The sequence below is a fragment of the Massilia sp. BSC265 genome, assembly GCF_000740675.1.
Lineage (GTDB): Bacteria > Pseudomonadota > Gammaproteobacteria > Burkholderiales > Burkholderiaceae_D > Telluria.
Genome location: NZ_JPXI01000033.1, coordinates 1 through 18287, shown reverse-complemented (window position 1 = coordinate 18287; position 18287 = coordinate 1). Strand labels below are relative to the sequence as shown.

The 18287-nt window shown below is 67.2% G+C and carries 14 protein-coding genes and 6 tRNA genes; 10 read left to right on the top strand and 10 right to left on the bottom strand.

Translation table 11 applies throughout. The annotated features are described in order from the left end of the window. Positions 1-14: 14 nt before the first annotated feature. The 9 genes from gltX (at position 15) to MA09_RS12195 (ending at position 5877) form a co-directional block, all read left to right on the top strand. The gene (gltX, locus tag MA09_RS12235) at positions 15-1406 is read left to right on the top strand and encodes a glutamate--tRNA ligase (RefSeq protein ID WP_036248781.1); all 1392 of its coding nucleotides are present in this window, start codon (positions 15-17) and stop codon (positions 1404-1406) included. 127 nt (positions 1407-1533) lie between these two features. After that, positions 1534-1609 (top strand) — tRNA-Ala (locus tag MA09_RS12230). Between the two features lie 59 nt (positions 1610-1668). Beyond that, positions 1669-1744, top strand: a tRNA-Glu gene (locus MA09_RS12225). 65 nt (positions 1745-1809) lie between these two features. Beyond that, positions 1810-1885 (top strand) — tRNA-Ala (locus tag MA09_RS12220). A 31-nt stretch (positions 1886-1916) separates the two neighbouring features. Next, positions 1917-1992, top strand: a tRNA-Glu gene (locus MA09_RS12215). An 82-nt stretch (positions 1993-2074) separates the two neighbouring features. Further along, positions 2075-2150: transfer RNA gene (locus tag MA09_RS12210), tRNA-Glu, on the top strand. Positions 2151-2233: 83 nt separating this feature from the next. Next, positions 2234-3412 carry an elongation factor P maturation arginine rhamnosyltransferase EarP gene (gene earP / locus MA09_RS12205; RefSeq protein ID WP_036249933.1) on the top strand — a complete coding sequence of 393 codons (1179 nt, stop codon included), beginning with the start codon at positions 2234-2236 and terminating at the stop codon, positions 3410-3412. Positions 3413-3522: 110 nt separating this feature from the next. Continuing rightward, a complete protein-coding gene (locus tag MA09_RS12200; RefSeq protein WP_027863741.1) occupies positions 3523-4098 on the top strand; it encodes an elongation factor P in 576 nt (191 codons plus the stop codon). A gap of 168 nt (positions 4099-4266) precedes the next feature. Continuing rightward, positions 4267-5877: an amidase gene (locus MA09_RS12195; protein ID WP_036248779.1), complete on the top strand. Its 1611-nt coding sequence runs from the start codon at positions 4267-4269 to the stop codon at positions 5875-5877. 12 nt (positions 5878-5889) lie between these two features. On the opposite strand, the gene MA09_RS23700 is transcribed toward MA09_RS12195, so the two are convergent. The 10 genes from MA09_RS23700 to MA09_RS12145 form a co-directional block, all read right to left on the bottom strand. Then, complete coding sequence (locus MA09_RS23700; protein WP_152594639.1) at positions 5890-6414, bottom strand: TssQ family T6SS-associated lipoprotein; 525 nt, start codon at positions 6412-6414, stop codon at positions 5890-5892. Next, positions 6411-7547: a hypothetical protein gene (locus tag MA09_RS12185; protein ID WP_036248776.1), complete on the bottom strand. Its 1137-nt coding sequence runs from the start codon at positions 7545-7547 to the stop codon at positions 6411-6413. The genes MA09_RS23700 and MA09_RS12185 overlap by 4 nt, the downstream gene beginning before the upstream one ends. Positions 7548-7768: 221 nt before the next feature. Continuing rightward, positions 7769-9178, bottom strand: a complete 1410-nt coding sequence (gene dbpA, locus MA09_RS12180) for an ATP-dependent RNA helicase DbpA (protein WP_036248772.1) — start codon at positions 9176-9178, stop codon at positions 7769-7771. 36 nt (positions 9179-9214) lie between these two features. After that, on the bottom strand, positions 9215-9448 hold the full coding sequence (locus MA09_RS12175; RefSeq protein ID WP_036249928.1) for a hypothetical protein: 234 nt from the start codon (positions 9446-9448) through the stop codon (positions 9215-9217). Between the two features lie 129 nt (positions 9449-9577). Beyond that, positions 9578-9654: transfer RNA gene (locus MA09_RS12170), tRNA-Met, on the bottom strand. 82 nt (positions 9655-9736) lie between these two features. Continuing rightward, entirely contained in the window at positions 9737-10900 is a 1164-nt protein-coding gene (locus tag MA09_RS12165; protein WP_229440691.1) for a class I SAM-dependent methyltransferase, read from the bottom strand. A gap of 1 nt (position 10901) precedes the next feature. Further along, the gene (locus tag MA09_RS12160) at positions 10902-11111 is read right to left on the bottom strand and encodes a hypothetical protein (RefSeq protein WP_027863734.1); all 210 of its coding nucleotides are present in this window, start codon (positions 11109-11111) and stop codon (positions 10902-10904) included. A gap of 630 nt (positions 11112-11741) precedes the next feature. Beyond that, positions 11742-12020, bottom strand: a complete 279-nt coding sequence (locus MA09_RS12155) for a DUF1287 domain-containing protein (protein ID WP_081897567.1) — start codon at positions 12018-12020, stop codon at positions 11742-11744. Beyond that, a complete protein-coding gene (locus MA09_RS12150; protein WP_036248769.1) occupies positions 12001-15777 on the bottom strand; it encodes an AAA family ATPase in 3777 nt (1258 codons plus the stop codon). The genes MA09_RS12155 and MA09_RS12150 overlap by 20 nt, the downstream gene beginning before the upstream one ends. Then, complete coding sequence (locus MA09_RS12145) at positions 15774-17027, bottom strand: exonuclease SbcCD subunit D C-terminal domain-containing protein (RefSeq protein ID WP_036248767.1); 1254 nt, start codon at positions 17025-17027, stop codon at positions 15774-15776. The genes MA09_RS12150 and MA09_RS12145 overlap by 4 nt, the downstream gene beginning before the upstream one ends. Before the next feature lie 111 nt (positions 17028-17138). Here MA09_RS12145 and MA09_RS12140 point away from each other — a divergent pair. Next, on the top strand, positions 17139-18287 hold a 1149-nt coding region (locus MA09_RS12140), incomplete at its 3' end, for a winged helix-turn-helix domain-containing protein (RefSeq protein WP_036248763.1).

The window sequence follows — 18287 nt, the reverse complement described above, 5'->3', positions numbered from 1 at the left end:
TCTTGCATCCAGTCATGACCGTCCGCACCCGCTTCGCACCCAGCCCGACCGGCTACCTCCACCTGGGCGGCGCCCGCACCGCGCTGTATTCCTGGGCCTATGCACGCCACTTCGGCGGCACCTTCATCCTGCGCATCGAAGACACCGACCTCGAACGCTCGACGCCCGAAGCCGTGCAGGCGATCCTGGACGGCATGCAGTGGCTCGGCCTGTCGCACGACGAAGGCCCGTTCTACCAGATGCAGCGCATGGACCGCTACCGCGAGGTGATCGCGTCGATGCTGGAGCAGGGCAGCGCCTACCTGTGCTACTGCTCGCCGGAAGAAGTCGAAGCGATGCGCGAGCGCATGCGCGCCGCGGGCGAGAAGCCGCGCTACGACGGCACCTGGCGCCCGGAGCCGGGCAAGGTGCTTCCGGAAGTGCCGGCAGGCGTCAAGCCGGTGGTGCGCTTCAAGAATCCGCTCGACGGCGAAGTCACCTGGAACGACGTGGTCAAGGGACCGATCACCATTGCCAACAAGGAGCTCGACGACCTGATCATCGCGCGCCCGGACGGCACCCCGACCTATAACTTCTGCGTGTCCGTGGATGACTGGGACATGAAGATCACCCACGTGCTGCGCGGCGACGACCACGTGAACAACACGCCGCGCCAGATCAACATCCTGCGCGCGCTCGGCGCCGAGCTGCCGCAGTACGGCCACCTGCCGATGATCCTGGGTGCGGACGGCCAGAAACTGTCGAAGCGCCACGGCGCGGTGAGCGTCATGCAGTATCCGGAGCAGGGCTACCTGCCGGAAGCGATGCTCAACTACCTCGCGCGCCTGGGCTGGAGCCACGGCGACGACGAGATCTTCTCGATGGAGCAGTTCGTCGAGTGGTTCAACCTGGAGCACCTGACCGCATCGGCGGCACAGTTCAACCCGGAAAAGCTGGCCTGGCTGAACAACCACTATATCAAGCAGGCCGACAACGAGCGCCTGGCCGCCCTGGCGCGTCCGGTGCTGGAGCGCGAAGGCGCGCAGTTCGAAGGCGCACCTGAGCTGTCGACCGTGGTCGCCCTGGTGAAGGACCGCGCCAACACCGTCAACGAGCTGGCCGATACCGCCATGCTGTTCTACCGCGAGCCGCAACCGGATGCCGCGCTGCTGGCCCAGCACCTGACCGACGCCGTGCGCCCGGCGCTGGCCACCTTTGCCGAGCGCTGCAAGGATGTGGAGTGGAGCAAGGCCGCGATTGCCGCCATGTTCAAGGAAGTCCTGGCGGCGCACGGCCTGAAGATGCCGCAGATCGCCATGCCGCTGCGCCTGATCGTCACCGGCCAGCTGCAGACCCCGGCCATCGATGCAGTGCTGGAACTGTTCGGTCGCGAGGTCGTCTTGGCGCGCGTGGCGAAGTACCTGTAAGGGCCTGTTTTGCGGAGCGCGCATTTTCTGAAAACAGGTATTTGCGAAATGCAAGGCGCTCCGCTATAATGCTCGCACTTCAGCAGCACACGGTAGCAAAGAAGCAGTACGCTACAGTGTGAAAAGAGGGGGTATAGCTCAGCTGGGAGAGCGCTTGCATGGCATGCAAGAGGTCAGCGGTTCGATCCCGCTTACCTCCACCAATACGCTGAAGTGCGGCAGCAGTCGGGTCGCGGTAGTAAAGTAGTACGGTAGTTCCGAGGTCCCCATCGTCTAGAGGCCTAGGACATCACCCTTTCACGGTGAGTACCGGGGTTCGAATCCCCGTGGGGACGCCAGCGCGCAACCAGCGGCGCGCAGTAGTAGAAGTAGTTGCAGTATGTTAGAATGTTGTTTTCCCGTAGGGGGTATAGCTCAGCTGGGAGAGCGCTTGCATGGCATGCAAGAGGTCAGCGGTTCGATCCCGCTTACCTCCACCACGTAGGAAAAACAACGTTGTAACAGTCCAGGGTCCCCATCGTCTAGAGGCCTAGGACATCACCCTTTCACGGTGAGTACCGGGGTTCGAATCCCCGTGGGGACGCCAAGAATTTGGTAGTAGATAATAAATGAGTTGATGCCGCGGTGCGGCGCAACCGGAAACAAGTAGCAGCAAGTACAGTTCATAGGTCCCCATCGTCTAGAGGCCTAGGACATCACCCTTTCACGGTGAGTACCGGGGTTCGAATCCCCGTGGGGACGCCAGTACAAGACCGGAGTAGACCAACGCGCGTGCGCGGAGAGGTGCTCCGGTTTTTCTTTTTGTCCATCGCTTTTGCGTGATCGACATGCCATCCAATCCAAACCTGACCCTCGCGATCTTCTGCAAAGTCGTCGACAACTATGGCGACATCGGCATCTGCTGGCGCCTCGCGCGCCAGCTGTGGCGCGAGCACGGCGTCCACGTCACGCTGTGGGTCGACGACCTCGTCAGCTTCCGCCGCATCTGTCCCGAGGTCGACACGGCTGCCGGCGCGCAGCAGGTCGACGGCGTGCTGGTGCGCCACTGGTGCGATCAGGAAGGCAGGTTCGCGCCCGAAGACGTTGCCGACATCGTGATCGAATTCTTCGCGGTCGACCCTCCGCCGGGCTATGTCGCAGCCATGGCGCAGCGCTTGCCGCGTCCGGTGTGGTTCAACCTCGAAGGCCTCACGGCGGAAGAGTGGGTGGAGGGCTGCCATCGGCTGCCGTCCATGCATCCGCGCCTGAAGTTGACGAAGCACTTCTTCTTCCCGGGTTTTACCGCGAAAACCGGCGGCCTGCTGCATGAAGCCGGCCTGGACGAGCAGCGCAGGGCTTTCCAGGCCGACCGCGCGGCGATCGCCGCTTTCCTGGCTGGCCTCGGCCTTGCCGAGGCCGAGATGGAGGCGCTGAAGGTATCGCTGTTCTGCTATCCGCACGCGCCGGTCGCCGACCTGTTGCGCGCCTGGTCGACCGGCTCCCAGCCGGTAAGCTGCCTGGTGCCGGAAGGTGTTGCAGTGGAAACCGTCCGTGCATTCATGGGGAGCGACGCACGCGCAGGCGACCATGCCACGCGCGGTGCCCTGACCGTGCGCGTGCTGCCTTTCGTCCCGCAGCCCGACTACGACCGGCTGCTGTGGGCCTGCGACCTGAATTTCGTGCGGGGCGAGGATTCCTTCGTGCGTGCCCAATGGGCGGGGCGGCCCTTCGTCTGGCACATCTATCCACAGGACGAGAACCTGCACCACAAAAAATTGCGCGCCTTTCTCGATCGCTATGCCCGCGGCCCCGGCCTCGAGGCACTCGAGCACCTCTCGCTCGGATGGAATGGCGCGATCGACATCGGTTCAATGTCGGTGGCATGGCAGGACCTGCGGGCCGAATTGGAGCGCATCGCCATTCGTGCAGAAGAATGGCGCCGGGAAGTGCTCGCCCATGGTGATTTGACGACGAAGCTGCTTGATTTCACCCGTGAACTGGGGATGGCTGCGGAAAATCCGGTATAATGCGCGATTAGTCTGCAACGAATTACACACGATCAAACGTAGGCTTCAAAGCTCACTTCGCTCATAGCCACCGCTGATTTAATGCAACTTACTTTTTACGTAAAATTACTATGAAATTCGCTAAAGAAATCCGTGTTGGCAACATCATTATGGTCGAAGACAAGCCGTTCATCGTGCTGCGTTCGGACGTGAACGGTTCGAGCCGCACGGGCTTCACCTACAAGTGGAAGATGAAGAATCTTCTGACCAACGCGCCGCTGGAAAACGTGTTCCGCGGCGACGACAAGTTCGACGTCGTCGTGCTGGACAAGAAGCCGGTGACCTACTCGTACTTCGCCGACCCGCTGTACGTCTTCATGGACGAAGAGTACAACCAGTACGAAATCGAAGAAGAGAACATGGGCGACGCCATCAACTACCTGAAAGACGGTATGGAATGCGAAGCCGTGTTTTACGACGGCAAGGCCATCTCGGTGGAACTGCCGACCACCATCGCGCGCCTGGTCGTGTACTCGGAACCGGCCGTCAAGGGCAACACCTCGGGCAACGTCCTGAAGGAAGCCAAGATCGAGAACGCCATCGAAGCCAAGCAGCATACCGTGATGGTGCCGCTGTTCGTCAGCACCGACGACGTCATCGAGATCGACACCCGTACCAACGAGTACAAGAAAGTCGTCCGTAACTAACCGGCGACACAAGGAAAAACGCTGCTTCGGCAGCGTTTTTTTTTGCCCGTTGTCTTGCCTGGGAGTAGCAGTAGAAGAGGCATCGACCACGACTTTCCGTGCCCGCATGTTGTGTGGCATGAGTAACTTTACTGTTATGCTCATGCATTATTTGACATGGAGGCTTGTATGAAGCGCAGGGATTTCGTTCGGCTCGGAGTAAGCGCAGGCGTGGCGGTGGGCGCCAGTGCCGGGGTGGCACAAGCGGCGGCAGCGGCCAAGGCGCCGGGCGCGGGCGCGGCCGGCATCCTGGATGCAGGCGTGCGCGAGCAGGGGGCCCGGATGGCGGCCGGCAAGCTCACGTCGACCTCCCTGGTGCAGCAATACCTGGCGCGCATTGCCGCCATCGACAAGGCTGGTCCGCGCCTGAATTCGGTGATCGAAACCAACCCCGATGCCCTCAAGATCGCCGCCGAGATGGACCGCGAACGTGCGGCAGGGAAGGTACGCGGGCCGCTGCACGGTATCCCTGTCCTGCTGAAGGACAACATCGCCACCGCCGACCGCATGAGCACCAGCGCCGGTTCGCTGGCGCTCGACGGTGTGCGCGCGGTCAAGGATGCCCACATCGTCACCATGTTGCGCAATGCCGGCGCCGTCATCATCGGCAAGACCAACCTGTCCGAGTGGGCCAACATGCGCTCGACCCGTTCGGTGAGCGGCTGGAGCGGCCGCGGCGGGCAGACCAAGAACCCCTATGCGCTCGACCGCAACACGAGCGGCTCCAGCTCGGGCTCGGGCGCCGCGGCGGCGGCCAGCCTGGCCACGCTGACCGTCGGCACCGAGACCGACGGCTCGATCGTCTCGCCCTCGTCTTCGTGCGGTATCGTCGGCATCAAGCCGACCCTGGGCCTGCTCAGCCGCAGCGGCATCATCCCGATCGCCCATTCGCAGGACACGGCCGGCCCGATGACGCGCAGCGTGGCGGACGCGGCCCTGATGCTGGCCGCGATGGCGGGCCCGGATCCGGACGACAAGGCGACCGCCGATAGCAGGCACCACCTGGCCGACTACGCGGCAGCCCTGCGGCTTGACGGCCTGAAGGGCAAGCGCATCGGCGTGGCCCGCAACTTCTTTGGCAGCAACGACGCGGTGGATGCGATCATCGAGAAGGAACTGGCCGTGCTGAAGGCGCAGGGGGCGATCCTGGTCGACGTGAAGGTGCCGAATGTCGACAAGTACAACGAGAGCGAACTGCAGGTGCTGCTGTACGAATTCGCGCCGGGCCTGGAAGCCTGGCTGAAGCATTATGCGCCGCATGCGCCGATCAAGAACATGCTTGATGTGATCACGTTCAACGAAAAGAACGCGGCGCGCGAAATGCCGTATTTCAAGCAGGAACACCTAATAGCAGCCCAGGCCAAGCCAGGGCTGGATGCGCGCGAATACCGCGAGGCCCTGGCAAACGACCTGCGCTATTCGCGCGACGAAGGCATCGACCAGGTCATGAAGGAGCACAAGCTCGATGCGCTGGTAGCGCCGACCGGCGGCCCGGCATGGCTGACCGACTACGTCAATGGCGACCACTACGGCGGCAGCTTCTCGAGCCCGGCCGCCGTGGCGGGCTATCCCCACATCACGGTGCCGGCCGGCTTCACGCGCGGGTTGCCGGTGGGGATGTCGTTCGTGGGCGGGGCGTGGAGCGAAGCGTCCCTCATCGGGATGGCCTATGCCTACGAGCAGGCATCGATGCGCCGGCGCGCGCCGATGTATCCGGCCACCATCAACGTCAAGTTGTAACCGAGCGGCCGCTCAGCGTCCCGCGTTCTGGCGCGCCTTGGCGAACTGCGGCCCCCACAGCGGGTGGCCATGTTCGCCGGGCGCCAGGTCGAACGAGCCATCCAGTCGCAATGCACGCTCGAAGGCCTGGCGGCAGGGAACCGGCCGGTTGGTGACGCAATAGCTGAACGCGGTGTACTTGAGCGCGCTGACGCGGTTGCGTACCGAGCCGCCGTTCATGTCGCTCGAGGTGAGCCGCTTGATCGCGCCATTGAAGTCGCCGTCGTGGTACAGGGCAATGCCTTCGCGCAGGGCGGTGTCGTCGCGGTTGGAGGCCGGCCGTTCGGGGCGTGGCGAAGGCCGCTCGTTGCGCTCCGCGCGCTCGGCGCGGGGGTGGGAGCGATCGTCCACGCGCGCACGGGAACGCGGCGGATCGTTCTTCCCCAGGATGGAATTCAGCTGCGAATTCAGTTCGGCGCAGCCGCCGAGCAGCAGCAGGGTGCCGAGCAGGCCGGCGCGCAAGCCGTGCAAGCGATAGGTCGGGATGCGCGGATTCACTCCACCTCCTCTTCAGTAAAGTCCATTTCGATCACCGAGGCCCCGCCCTTGACGGCGTTCACCGTCACGGTGTGCTCGGGGAAGCTCGGGTTGACGATGCGGATCGTGTGCTGGCCGGGCGCCAGGGTCAGGCGCTTGAGCGGCGGGCTGGCGCCGTAGTCGACGCCGTTGACCTGCACCATGCCCCAGGGCTTGATCACCAGCTTGTAGGTCGCGCCGGCTGCGGCTGGCACGGCGCGATGCGCGGCAGGCTGGTCAGGCGCGGCGGTGCTTGCAGGCGGGATTGTGGCGGCATGCGAATCGGCCGGCGTCGCCGCGGCAGCCAGGTCCGCCGGGCCGGTGGCGGCGAGGGCCGCAGGATCGCCTGCGGCAGCACCTGCAGGCGCTGCCGCCGGCTCGGGCGCCGGGCTTGTGTGCGCAGGGGAATCCTGCGGCGCCTGCCCGGCATCGCCTGGCAGGGCCAGCGTGACGGTATCGCGCGAGTCTGCCTGGTGCAGCAGGGCGAACAGGGCGCCCAGGGCGGCCAGCAGGACGGTTGCCGCGGCGACCAGCAGCAGCCAGCGTCGCGGGCCGCCCTCGTCGCTCACGGGGGCGGATTCATCGAGGAAGGAAGCCGGCTGCTCCGGCGGCGTCGACAGCGGCTGCGCGGGGACCGGCGGGCCGAGCGGCACGATGCCGAGCAGGTTGCGCAACTGTTCGATAGTGTGGGGGCGCTGCTGCGGATCGGGTGACAGGCAGCGGTCGACCGCGGTGACGAAAGTATCGCTGTATTCGTCTCCAGTGTTGTTCGGTATCCGGCCCCGCAGCGGGGCCGCCGGCGGATACTCCCTGGTAATGGCGTAATGGACCACGGCTGCCAGGTCGTGCATGTCGCCGGCTTCCGACCAGGCGTTGCCGACATCGGAAGACGGCAGGAGCATGGGGTCGCCGGAGTCGAGGACCAGCACCGTGTCGGGGCTGATGGGGCGGTGCGGCATCTGCATCGCATACTGCAGTTCGAGCGACTGCAGGATCTGGCGGAAAATGCGCCGGCACCAGACCTCGTTGACGAGTTCCTGGTTGAACTCGACGACCTCGCGCACGGTCCGGCCATCGGTCTGTTGTTGCTGGGTTACGGGAGTGCTGGTCATCATGGCGTCGAGCCGCGCCCTGACACGCAGGAATGTGCCCGGAGTGTGTCCCGGCGCGGTATTTGTATTTTGACAAATAATGCCAGATTTGCCGCGCCGGTGCCGCTGCTGAGCCAAACGTGCGCGGCTGTTACAACTTCGTTACAACTCAGCCATATGAGCGCCTGGCCTCGCCCCCGGGGCAAGACGGAACAAGACAGCCATGGAGGCTTTGCCGGGCGCTGTCAGACTTCGAGGAAGCGCATCTTGAAGTAGCGGCCCTTGATGGCGCCGAATTCCGGCCCCGGCGCCTGGCGGTCGCTGAGCCTGGCTACTGCCGCGTGGGCGGCGTGGCGGTCGAGCGCCACGTAGCTGGCGAACTCGCCGACGTTGATCTTGCCCACCTGTTCCTTGCTCAGGCCGGCATCGCCGGTCAGGGCGCCGAGGATGTCGCCCGGGCGCAGCTTGGCCTTCTTGCCGCCCGCGATGTGCAGGGTCAGCATGGGTGCCGGCGCGGCGACTTCGGGATGCTCGCCCAGCTCTTCCAGCTTGTGCCATTCCGCCGGCGCGTCCTGGTATTCCTCGATCAGGCGCACCCATTTCTTCTCGTTCGGCGCGCACAGCGTGAGCGCCAGTCCTGCCTCCTCGCCGCGGCCGGTGCGGCCGATGCGGTGCACGTGCACTTCCGGGTCCTTCGACACGTCGGCATTGATCACGGTGTCGAGATTGGGGATGTCGAGGCCGCGTGCGGCGACGTCGGTCGCCACCAGCACCGAGCAGCTGCGGTTGGCGAACAGCACCAGGATCTCGTCGCGCTCCTGCTGTTCCAGCTCGCCGTACAGCGCCAGCGCCGAGAAGCCCTGGGCGCGCAGGTGATCGGCCAGCTCGCGGCAATGCGCCTTGGTGTTGCAGAAGGCGAGGGTGGAGACAGGTTGATAATGCTTGAGCAGCCGGGCCACCGCTTCGTCGCGTCCCTCGAAGCCGATCTCGTAGAAGCGCTGTTCGATCTTTTCGGCGCTGTGCTGGCTCTCGACCGCCACTTCGAGCGGGTCAACCAGGAAGCCGGCAGTGGCGAAGCGGATGTCGTCCGGATAGGTTGCGGAGAACAGCAGGGTCTGGCGGCGCTGCGGGCAAGCCGAAACGATGCCCTCGATCTCGTCGTAGAAGCCCATGTCGGTCATGCGGTCGGCCTCGTCCAGCACCAGGGTCTGGACCTTCGACAGGTCGAGGGTCTGGCGTCCGAGGTGGTCGCGGATGCGGCCCGGCGTGCCGACCACGATGTGGGCGCCGTGTTCGAGGGAGGCGATCTGCGGGCGCATGGCCACGCCGCCGGTGAGGGTCAGGATCTTGACGTTGCCCACGCCGCGCGCCAGACGCCGCAGCTCGTTCGCGACCTGGTCGGCCAGCTCGCGCGTCGGGCACAGCACCAGGCCCTGCACCGCGAACCAGGCCGGGTTGAGCTTGTGCAGGACGCCGATGCCGAAGGCGGCGGTCTTGCCGCTGCCGGTCTTGGCCTGGGCGATCAGGTCGCGTCCTTCGAGCACCGCCGGCAGGCTGGCAGCCTGGATCGGCGTCATCCCGTGGTAGCCCAGGGTGGCGAGGTTGGCGAGGAAGCGCGGCGCCAGCGCCAGCGAGGTGAAGGGTTGCGTATTCATGGGTGTTCCGCCAAAAGGATTGACCCCATGAGCGAACTACGCTGAGGCCGGTGCCCAGACCGGCAGGCCGGTCAGGTCGAGGTTGTCGTCGCGGCGCCAGACTGGCAGGCCGGTGGTGTCGGTTTGTTCGAGCAACTCCAGTTGCTCCTGCTTCAGGGAGACGCGGCGCGGCCTCGGTGCGGCACGCTTCGGTTCGACAACGGGGTCAAGCGGTGCGGCGGGCTCGAAGCCCGGCAGGTCGATTGTCGCGTTGTCTTTCTTGTCTCTCATCAGCTTCAATGCGCAGCTTCAATGCGCGGCTATTCATCCGCAGCTTGTCATTCGCAGTGTTTCTGCGCTGCTTTTGCTGCCTCAGAAAACAAAAGCCCGGCTGCAAGAGTCGGGCTTTTGTTCAGTATTTGGTTGCGGGGACAGGATTTGAACCTGTGACCTTCGGGTTATGAGCCCGACGAGCTGCCAGACTGCTCCACCCCGCGTCTGAGAAAAAGATTATAGCGCGGATCGCCGGCTTGCGCAATCATCGGTTTTTTTTCGGCTGCGACGCTTGAGCCGCCCGCCCTACGGGATCGCACGCAGGCGCCATAGCGAGGTGACCTCGCGCGCACGGGCCGTGTGCAGCGGATCGTCCGGATCGCTTGCCTTGCCGTGGGTTGGCCGGACGTCGTGGCGCGCCACGACTTCCAGCCCGGCCTCCGCGATCCAGCCGAGCAGCTGTTCGCGCGGGCGCAGGCCAAGGTGCTCGGCCAGGTCCGACAGGATCAGCCAGCCTTCGCCGCCCGGTTCCAGGTGTTGCGCCAGCCCCCCCAGGAAACCCTTGAGCATGCGGCTGTCGGGATCATAGATGGCGTACTCGATGGCCGAACTGGGCTTGCCCGGCAGCCAGGGCGGGTTGCAGACCACCAGCGGCGCACGCTGATCGGGGCCTCCGGGGAACAAATCGGCCTGGATCACCTCGACCTGGGCGTCGAGGCCGAGGCGCGCGATGTTCTCGCGCGCGCAGCCGAGCGCGCGCGCATCCATGTCAGTGGCGAGCACGCGCTGGACGCCGCGCCGGGCGAGTACCGCCGACAGCACGCCGGTGCCGGCGCCGATGTCGAAGGCCAGCTTGGTTCCCGACTTTGCCCCATTGGGTAGCGGGGCCTGCGCCACCAGCTCGACGTATTCGCCGCGCACCGGCGAGAACACGCCGTACCAGGGGTGGATGTGCGCGTCGAGCGCGGGGATGCGCACGCCCTTGCGGCGCCATTCGTGGGCGCCGATGACGCCCAGCAGTTCACGCAGCGAAGCGACATAGGGACGGTGTGCCCGACCGTAGGCCTCGAGGCAGGCCTCACGGACGTCGGGCGCGCGGCGTAGCGGGATCGTATGGTCCGCTTCGAAAGGGATCAGGAGCATGGCCAGCGTGCGGGCGCGCTGCAGTTGCTGCAGGCGGTGGCGGTGGAACAGCTCGGCCGGGGTGGCCGGTGCCTTGGACGCCTTGGCGCGGCGCGCACGATCGCTCTTGTGCTCGACGCGCCGAACCAGCGCGCTCAGGAGCTGGCGCGCGTTCTGGAAGTCGCCGCGCCAGAGCAGGGCAGTGCCGTCGAGCGCCAGCCGGTAGGCGGCGTCGGCGTTCATGGTGTCGTCGGCGACGACGACCTTCCTGGGCGCCGGCCAGCCGCTCTCGGAGCGCCAGTCGGCCGAGCGCTCGGCGCCCCCTTCCAGCCACGTGATCACGCTCATATCAGTGATGGTGGTGCCAGTTGCCGTCGGCCGATTCGAGATAGGACTTGACCGCGTCCGGGCTGCCGGTGGCATGACGCTTGGGTTCGCCGCACTCGCAGACGCCGAGGTAAGGCTGGATGTGCGAACAGGCCGAGACTTTCTGCAGGGTGACCTTGACCGGTTTGGCGCACTTGGCGCATTTGAAAGTGAGGAAGCGGGCGGGTTTCATGGTGCTTTGCGTGTTGGAACAAAGGGCGCATTGTACCGGAGCCCGTCGCTGCCGGGGCGCTTCGCCGCGGCGGCTTGCCGGCATGTGCTCGCGCCGGTCGATCGCAATCGGATTGCGGCAGGCGGCGGCTCCCTCGTGCCAAGCGCGCCAGGCGCAGATCCTGCGTCACGACGCCGCCGAATTGGTAGAGCGACCCGAGGACGTATTTCGGGAGGCTGTGGCCCAATGCCTGTCGGTTAGGAAGGACTGTAGGGGGGGCGGGGTAATGCCGGGCAATGCCCGGAATGACAAACGCCCACGCGGTGATAGTTGAGATACGAAAAATCGACCGGGCTGCAGTACTGTGACTTGACCGCGTGGGCGGGAGACCCGCCCACCCTACGGATGAGCGGCGCCTCTTAAGTGACAGGCATGAGGCAGTGGCCGGCCATGGCGGAACTGTGCAGCAAGCGCGTCAGCTCGGCAGGCGGCCCTGTGTCGCAGCGACATCCAGCAGCCACCTGAGCTTCGCCATGGGGTCATGCTCGTCAAGCTCTCAAGAATAGTGCGTCAGATACCATCGCTCGACGGTTCGGCCACCGACGACAGCAGGCTTGAGGCAGATCGCGGGCATACCAGTCCGGCCTGAATTCAGCGCCGAGCGCCTTGCACGGAGGACGTGGCCGCCGGGAAAAGGTAGTGCCCGGTGATCGGATAGGCGAACAGGTGGTCTTCCATGCGGGTGCCTGCCCCGATGTTGTGGATGACCAGCGACACGCCGCCAGCCGTGCGGACATCGGCAACCAGGCCGATGTGCGGCAGGCCCGGCGGCAACATCCAGGTGACGATGTCGCCCGGAGCATAATCGCCGCCGACGCTGCTCACCGGCAGCGAGCGGCGGTTCTGCCTCTTACTCGACCACGACCGCACTGCTACCGCCGCCGGCCGGGCGCACCAGCACCTTGGTGGCGATGCGTTCGGTCATCTCCTGCACGTGGGAGATCACGCCCACCTTGCGCCCCAGGGACTGCAGCGCGTCGAGCGCATCCATTGCCACGCCCAGGGTCTCGGTGTCGAGGCTGCCGAAGCCTTCGTCGATGAACAGCGATTCGACCCGCACCCGGTTCGAGGACAGCGAGGCCAGGCCGAGCGCCAGGGCGAGCGACACCAGGAAGGACTCGCCGCCGGACAGGGAATTGACCGAACGGACTTCGCCGCCCATGTCCTGGTCGCGCACCATCAGGGCCAGCGAGGGCGCGCCGTTGTGACTGACCCGCTCGAGGCGGTAGCGTCGTGCCAGTTGGCCAAGGTGGGCATTGGCATAGCCGAGCAGCACGTCGAGCGTGAACTGCTGGGCGTAATTGCGAAACTTCTTGCCGTCGCTGGAACCGATCAGCTCGGACAATTTGCCCCAGCGCTGCTCTTCAAGCTGCTGGCGTTCGATCTCGGCCAGTACGGCCTGCACCTGCATTCGGCGGGTATCGTCCTGGCCGATGCGCATGCGCAGTTCGGTGGCCAGGTCGTGTGCCGCGCGGCGCTCGGCCGTGAGGGCTTCGACGGCGGCGGCCACGGTCTCCAGGCTCAGTCCGCTTTCGGGCGCGCCTTCGCCGTGCAGGACACGCTGCGCACGGCGTTCCGCCAGCACGGCGGTGGCGCTGGCGACCTGGGCGTCGAGCGCCCCCAGCGCCGTGCGTTCCTGCGCAAGCCAGGTGCCACCGACCGCCAGAAGGCGGCCGAGATCTGCCGAGTCGTCCACCGGGTCGAGGCCCTTCAGGAAAGCCGCCTTGCGGTAGTCCTCCAGCCATTCGGCCAGCGCAGCCGCCGCCTTGGTGCCGGCGGCGTCCAGGATGGCAATGTGCCCGGCCAGTTGGGCCAGCGCAGTGCGGGCGCTGGCTTCGCGCTGTGCGGTTTCGGTGGCGACTGCCTGGCGTGCGGACAGGTGATTGCGCGCGGCGCCGACGGCGGCCTGCAGTTCCTGTTCCACTTCCGCTAGCTGCCGGCCGTTCCACAAGGCGAGGCGCCTGGCGCGCTTGTCCTTCAGTTCGCCATCGATGCGGTTGAACTCGGCGGCCACGCCGGCGCCGTGTCGATCGGCCTGGGTTATGCGATCGAGGGCGCCCGCCACCTCGGCCTCAAGGGTGGCAGCGGCAGCGGCGCTGCGGGTCTGCTGGGCCGTCTGCTCCTGCCATTGCGCGGCTTCCTGGGCGCGGCCTTCGCGCCAGGCGGCCGGCTGGCGGCGCCACGCGTCCTGCCAGCCGTCGCCGCAGGCACCGGACAGGACCGGGTCGAGCTCGGCCAGCCATCCGGCCAGCTGGCCGGCGATGGCTTCCTGCTGGACGGACATGGCACGCAGCTCGGCCTGCAGGCGCGCCCCGGCCTCGCGGGCGCCATCGAGGGCCTGGCGCAGGCGCGCGTGTTCCTGCTGCGCCTTGTCGTAGGCGACCTGGGCGGCGTCGCGGGCCTGGGCGGCGCGGCGCTGGGCGGCGGCGCGGCCGTCCAGCGCTGCCACGGCTGCGCGCAGGCCGTCGCGGGTCTCGGCAAACCAGGCCCTGCGCACCGTATCGTCCTGCCCCTCGGCTGCCGGGACCTCGGCAGCCAGCGGTTGCGCAGCCCATTCCGCCTCGAGCTCGTCGAGCACCCGGCGCAGCGTCGTGCGCTCGCGTTGCAGCGCGGTGAGCCGATCGCTGGTCGCCGCCAGGGTGGCAGCCTGCGCTGCCTGCACCGCTTCGTTGTCGCGCAGGCGCGCCCGGCAGTCGCCGACTTCCGCCCGCAGGTTCGCCAGCATATTGCGCAGCACATCCTGGCGGCCGACATCCCGATAGGGATGCTCATGGGAACCGCAAACCGGGCAGGGCGCCTCGTCGTCCAAGGTCGCGCGCAATTGCTCCACGTTCGCGGCACAGGCCAGCTCAGCCGCCCCCAGCGATTTCTCGGCCTGTTGCAGCGCCGCCATGAGGGCGGGTGCGGCGCTGCGTGCTTCCTCGAGCAGGCGGCTGGCGCCGGCCCGTGCCGTGTCCACGCGGTCGAGCTCCCCGGCGGTATCGGCATATTCCTGGCGCGTGGTGACGAGCGCCGTCCAGGCTTTTTCGGCGGCAGCGAGGCTTTCGCGACGTATGTCCAGGGCCTGGCGCTCGGTGTCCAGCGCCTGTGGGTCGGCGGCCTCGAGGACGGCCATCGCTTCGCGCCGCGCGGTGTCGAGTGCATCGAGACGCCGGGTGGCCTCCGTCAGGGCCAGGACGGCGGCCTGTTCGTGCTCGGCGGCCTGCCGGGCCTGGCCGCTCACCGTTGCCAGCGCGTTCGCGGCAGCGGCTTCGGCAGCGACCGCGTGCGCGGCCTGGGCCAGCAGCTTGTCCCAGCGCGGCCACTGGGCTGCCATCGGTTCCAGCCGCGCGTGAAGCGCCAGCCAGCCGACGGCACGCTCGCGCTGGCCTTTCGCGGTCTCGTGTTCGGCCGCTTTCGCAGCGTGCACGGTGCGCGCCTGGCGCGCCTCGGCGCGCGCGGCTTCCAGTGCGCTGGAGGCCTGGCCGTGCGCGGGCGCGAGCGCGGCGATGGCGGCGTCCAGGGCCTTGCCAGCGTCGAGCTGGGGCGCCGCGCAGCGCAGGCTGGTTTCGGCCGCCTCGACGGCAGCGAGGGCGGCGTCGACGTCCAGTACTGCCTGGCGGCGCGCGTCCAGCGCCGTCGCCAGCGCGCTTTCGTGCTTGGCGGCCGACTCGACCGCCGCCTTGTGCTCGTCCTGCAGGCGCAGGACTTCCGCCACCAGCGCTCGGGCCGGCTGCACCGCGTCGAGGGTGGCGAGGCGCTGGCGGCGCCCGCTCGCTTCCTGCTGCGCGCCCTGCGCCGCCGCCAGGGCATCGACGGCCAGGGCTTCGCTGCGCTCGAGCTTGGCGGCTTCCTGGTGCCAGCGCAGCTCGCCTTCGAGGGCCGCGCGGCGCGCATCCACCGCTTCCAGCGCGAGCTCGGCATTCACGCGCTCGGCCTCCAGCTTTTCGCGCTCCTCGGGCGGCATCGGGGCCTGGTTGGCCAGCTTCGCAGTCAGCGTCCGGGTGCGCTCCTGCTCGGCGCGGTAGCGCTCGAAGGCACGCCTCGAAATATCGCTGTAGATCGTGGTGCCGGTGAGGGTTTCGAGCAACTCGCCGCGCTCGTTCTCGTCGGTCTTGAGGAAGGCCGAGAATTCGTTCTGGGCCAGCAACACGGCGCGCGTGAACTGTTCGAAGGACAGGCCGATGCGCTGGACGATCTCGGCGGCGACCTCGGTCTTGGTGCCGCCCAGTGGGTCGAGTTCCGGCAGGCGGTGCAGGGTCATCTTCGAGGGCTGCAGGGCGCCGCCCGGCTTGCCGTAGGCGCGGCGCACGCTCCAGCGCGCGCGGTAGCGGATGTCGTCGTTGCCGGCGAAATCGACTTCGGCCCAGGCTTCGGCGGCGCCGCGCCGCAGCAGGGTGCGCGGGTCGAGTGCCGAGACGGTATCGCCGCCGACGTCCGGCAACTGGCTGCCGGCACGCTTGAGCAGGCGCGGGGTGGCGTCGTACAGCGCCAGGCAGAGGGCGTCGAGCAGCGTGCTCTTGCCGGCACCGGTAGGGCCGCTGATGGCGAACAGGCCGCTCGAGGCGAGCGGCTCGGATTCGAAGTCGACCAGGAATTCGCCGGCCAGCGAAGCCAGGTTCTTGCCGCCGATGCGCAGGATCTTCATGCCGCGTCTCCACCCAGTGCCGTGGTGAGCTCGGCAAAAGCCGCCAGTTGCTCGGGCGGTGCCTCGTCACCGTAGCGTTGCGCCCACAAGCGGCGGAAGATGTCGTCCGGCTGCAGTTGGGCCAACTGGTCGAGGCTCAGGGCTTCCTCGGTGGTGTCGGCGGAGGCGTGGCGGCGCGTCGGCTCGATCTTGGCCAGGCGCACCGGCTTGCCGGCCAAGGCCGCTTCGACCCGGGAACGCAGGCCCGGCTCGGGGCCTTCCAGCAGCACGCGCACCTCGAGGAAGGGCTGCTGCTGCGGGGGCGCATCGGGTACCTCGAGCGCTTCGAGCGCCGCCAGCACCTCCGCGAGCGGCGCCGGCTGGCTCGGCACGCGCAGCAATTGCACCGCGCGCGGCACGGGCAAGGGCGTCACCGACTTCGTGCTCGGCCCGTCGAGTTCGATGCGCAGCACCTGGTGCTGGTAGCCGACCTCGGAGAAGGACAGCGGCAGCGGGCTGCCGCAATAGCGCCGGTGCTCGTGGCCGCCGACGCGCTGCGCCAGGTGCAGGTGGCCCAGCGCCACGTAGGCGACCGCCGGATCGAACATCGAGGCCGGCAGGGCCTCGGTGCCGCCGATCACGATGCGGCGCTCGGAATCCTGGGACGACTGGCCGTCCACCATGTGGCAGTGGCCCATGGCGATGATCGCCTCACCCCCGGTGCAGCGCGATTGGGCCAGGGCGAAGGCCTGCCGGTAGAGTACGGTGGTGCCATGCAGGTAGGGGTCGAGGGCCATGGTGTCGTCCTCGGCCACGACGCGCGGCACGTCGCCCGGACGCAGGAAGGGAACGGCCAGGCACCAGGCCGCCACCGTCCCGTCGCGCCGGCGCAGGGGCACCAGCAGGCGCTCGAGGTCCACGCTGCCGTCCGGCGCGCGCGCGACGTTGCCCACCACGATCGTGCCGTGGGCTTCCAGCAGCGGCGTGGGAGCTTCCAGCCGACCCGGCGAATCGTGGTTGCCCGCGATGACGACCACCTGCAGGTGCGGCACGCGGCTGCGCGCCTGTTGCAGGAAGCGGTACAACTGGCGGTGGGCGGCGGCCGACGGGTTGGCGTTGTCGAAGATGTCGCCGGCGATCAGCAGTACGTCGATGTCTTCCGCCACGAGCGTTTCCACGAGCCAGTCGAGGAAGCACGCGTGCTCGTAGGTCCGGTCGAAATTGTGCAGGGTCTGGCCCAGGTGCCAGTCGGAAGTATGAAGCAGCCGCATGGTAAGAGTGGTAAGTCGGGTCGGCGGACACTATAGCGCAGACTCGCGGTGTCGCGCAGAAAAAGACTGTGTTTTTTTACAGTGGTATTCGTTTGCCATTAAAATAAGGACATGAGCTCGATCAATCCGGATTTCGAACTTTCCATTAGTAGTGCCCGGGCCCTGCACCTGGCCGCGCAGGACATGCTGGCGCCGCGGCGGCGCCGTGCGGCAAAGGCCGATGTGCTGGCCGCGATCCGGCGCATGGGGATGCTTCAGATCGACACCATCAGCGTGGTCGCGCGCAGTCCCTATCTGGTGCTGTGGAGCCGGCTGGGCGACTACGAGCCGGCCTGGCTGGACGAACTGCTGGCCGAAGGCCATCTGTTCGAATACTGGGCGCACGAAGCCTGCTTCCTGCCGATCGAGGATTATGGCCTGTACCGCCACCGCATGCTCGACCCGGAAGCGATGGGCTGGAAATATTCCACGAAATGGATGCGCGAGCGCGCCGGCGAGGTCGCGGCCCTGCTGGCGCACGTGCGCGAAAAAGGACCGGTACGCTCTTCGGATTTCGAGCGCCGGGTCGGGCAAGACCACGGGAAAGCCGGCGGCTGGTGGGAGTGGAAGCCCGAGAAGCGCAGCCTGGAAGTCCTGTTCACCGCCGGCGAACTGATGATCGCACGCCGCCACAACTTCCAGCGCATCTACGACCTGGCCGAGCGCGTGCACCCGACCTGGCACGACGGCCGCCTGCCCCCGCTGGACGAAGTGCGCCGCAGCTTCGTGCTGCACACGGTGCGCGCGCTGGGACTGGCCAAGGCCGCGTGGATTCCGGACTACCACCGCACCCGGCGTCCGCACCCCGACCCCGCGGCGATGGCGGAGCAGGGCCTGCTGCTGCGCGGGCGGGTCGAGGGCTGGATTGATCCGGTCTACATCCACCCCGACCATGCCGCGCTGGCGCGCCAGGCAATGGAGGGCAGGCTGGCGCCGCGCCTGACGACGCTGCTGTCCCCGTTCGACCCCGTTGTCTGGGACCGCCGCCGCGCGCTCGAGCTGTTCGGCTTCGACTACCGGCTCGAATGCTATACGCCGGCGGACAAGCGGCGCCACGGTTACTTCACGCTGCCGATCCTGCGCCGTGGCGCGCTGGTCGGACGGGTCGATGCCAGGGACCACCGCAAGGCGGGCAAGTGCGAGTTGCGCAGGGTCCACCGCGAGCCGGGCGTGCGCCTCAGCGGGCGGCGGGTGAGCGACGTGGCCGCGGCGATACAGCGC

Bases quoted from the DNA above. Each gene is read 5' to 3' on its own strand.
- MA09_RS12165 (WP_229440691.1), bottom strand. From the start codon at position 10,900: ATGAGCGTGATCACGTGGCTGGAAGGGGGCGCCGAGCGCTCGGCCGAC.
- earP (WP_036249933.1), top strand. From the start codon at position 2,234: ATGCCATCCAATCCAAACCTGACCCTCGCGATCTTCTGCAAAGTCGTC.
- MA09_RS12175 (WP_036249928.1), bottom strand. From the start codon at position 9,448: ATGAGAGACAAGAAAGACAACGCGACAATCGACCTGCCGGGCTTCGAG.
- MA09_RS12185 (WP_036248776.1), bottom strand. From the start codon at position 7,547: ATGATGACCAGCACTCCCGTAACCCAGCAACAACAGACCGATGGCCGG.
- MA09_RS12200 (WP_027863741.1), top strand. From the start codon at position 3,523: ATGAAATTCGCTAAAGAAATCCGTGTTGGCAACATCATTATGGTCGAA.
- gltX (WP_036248781.1), top strand. From the start codon at position 15: ATGACCGTCCGCACCCGCTTCGCACCCAGCCCGACCGGCTACCTCCAC.
- dbpA (WP_036248772.1), bottom strand. From the start codon at position 9,178: ATGAATACGCAACCCTTCACCTCGCTGGCGCTGGCGCCGCGCTTCCTC.
- MA09_RS12195 (WP_036248779.1), top strand. From the start codon at position 4,267: ATGAAGCGCAGGGATTTCGTTCGGCTCGGAGTAAGCGCAGGCGTGGCG.
- MA09_RS12160 (WP_027863734.1), bottom strand. From the start codon at position 11,111: ATGAAACCCGCCCGCTTCCTCACTTTCAAATGCGCCAAGTGCGCCAAA.
- MA09_RS12150 (WP_036248769.1), bottom strand. From the start codon at position 15,777: ATGAAGATCCTGCGCATCGGCGGCAAGAACCTGGCTTCGCTGGCCGGC.
- MA09_RS12145 (WP_036248767.1), bottom strand. From the start codon at position 17,027: ATGCGGCTGCTTCATACTTCCGACTGGCACCTGGGCCAGACCCTGCAC.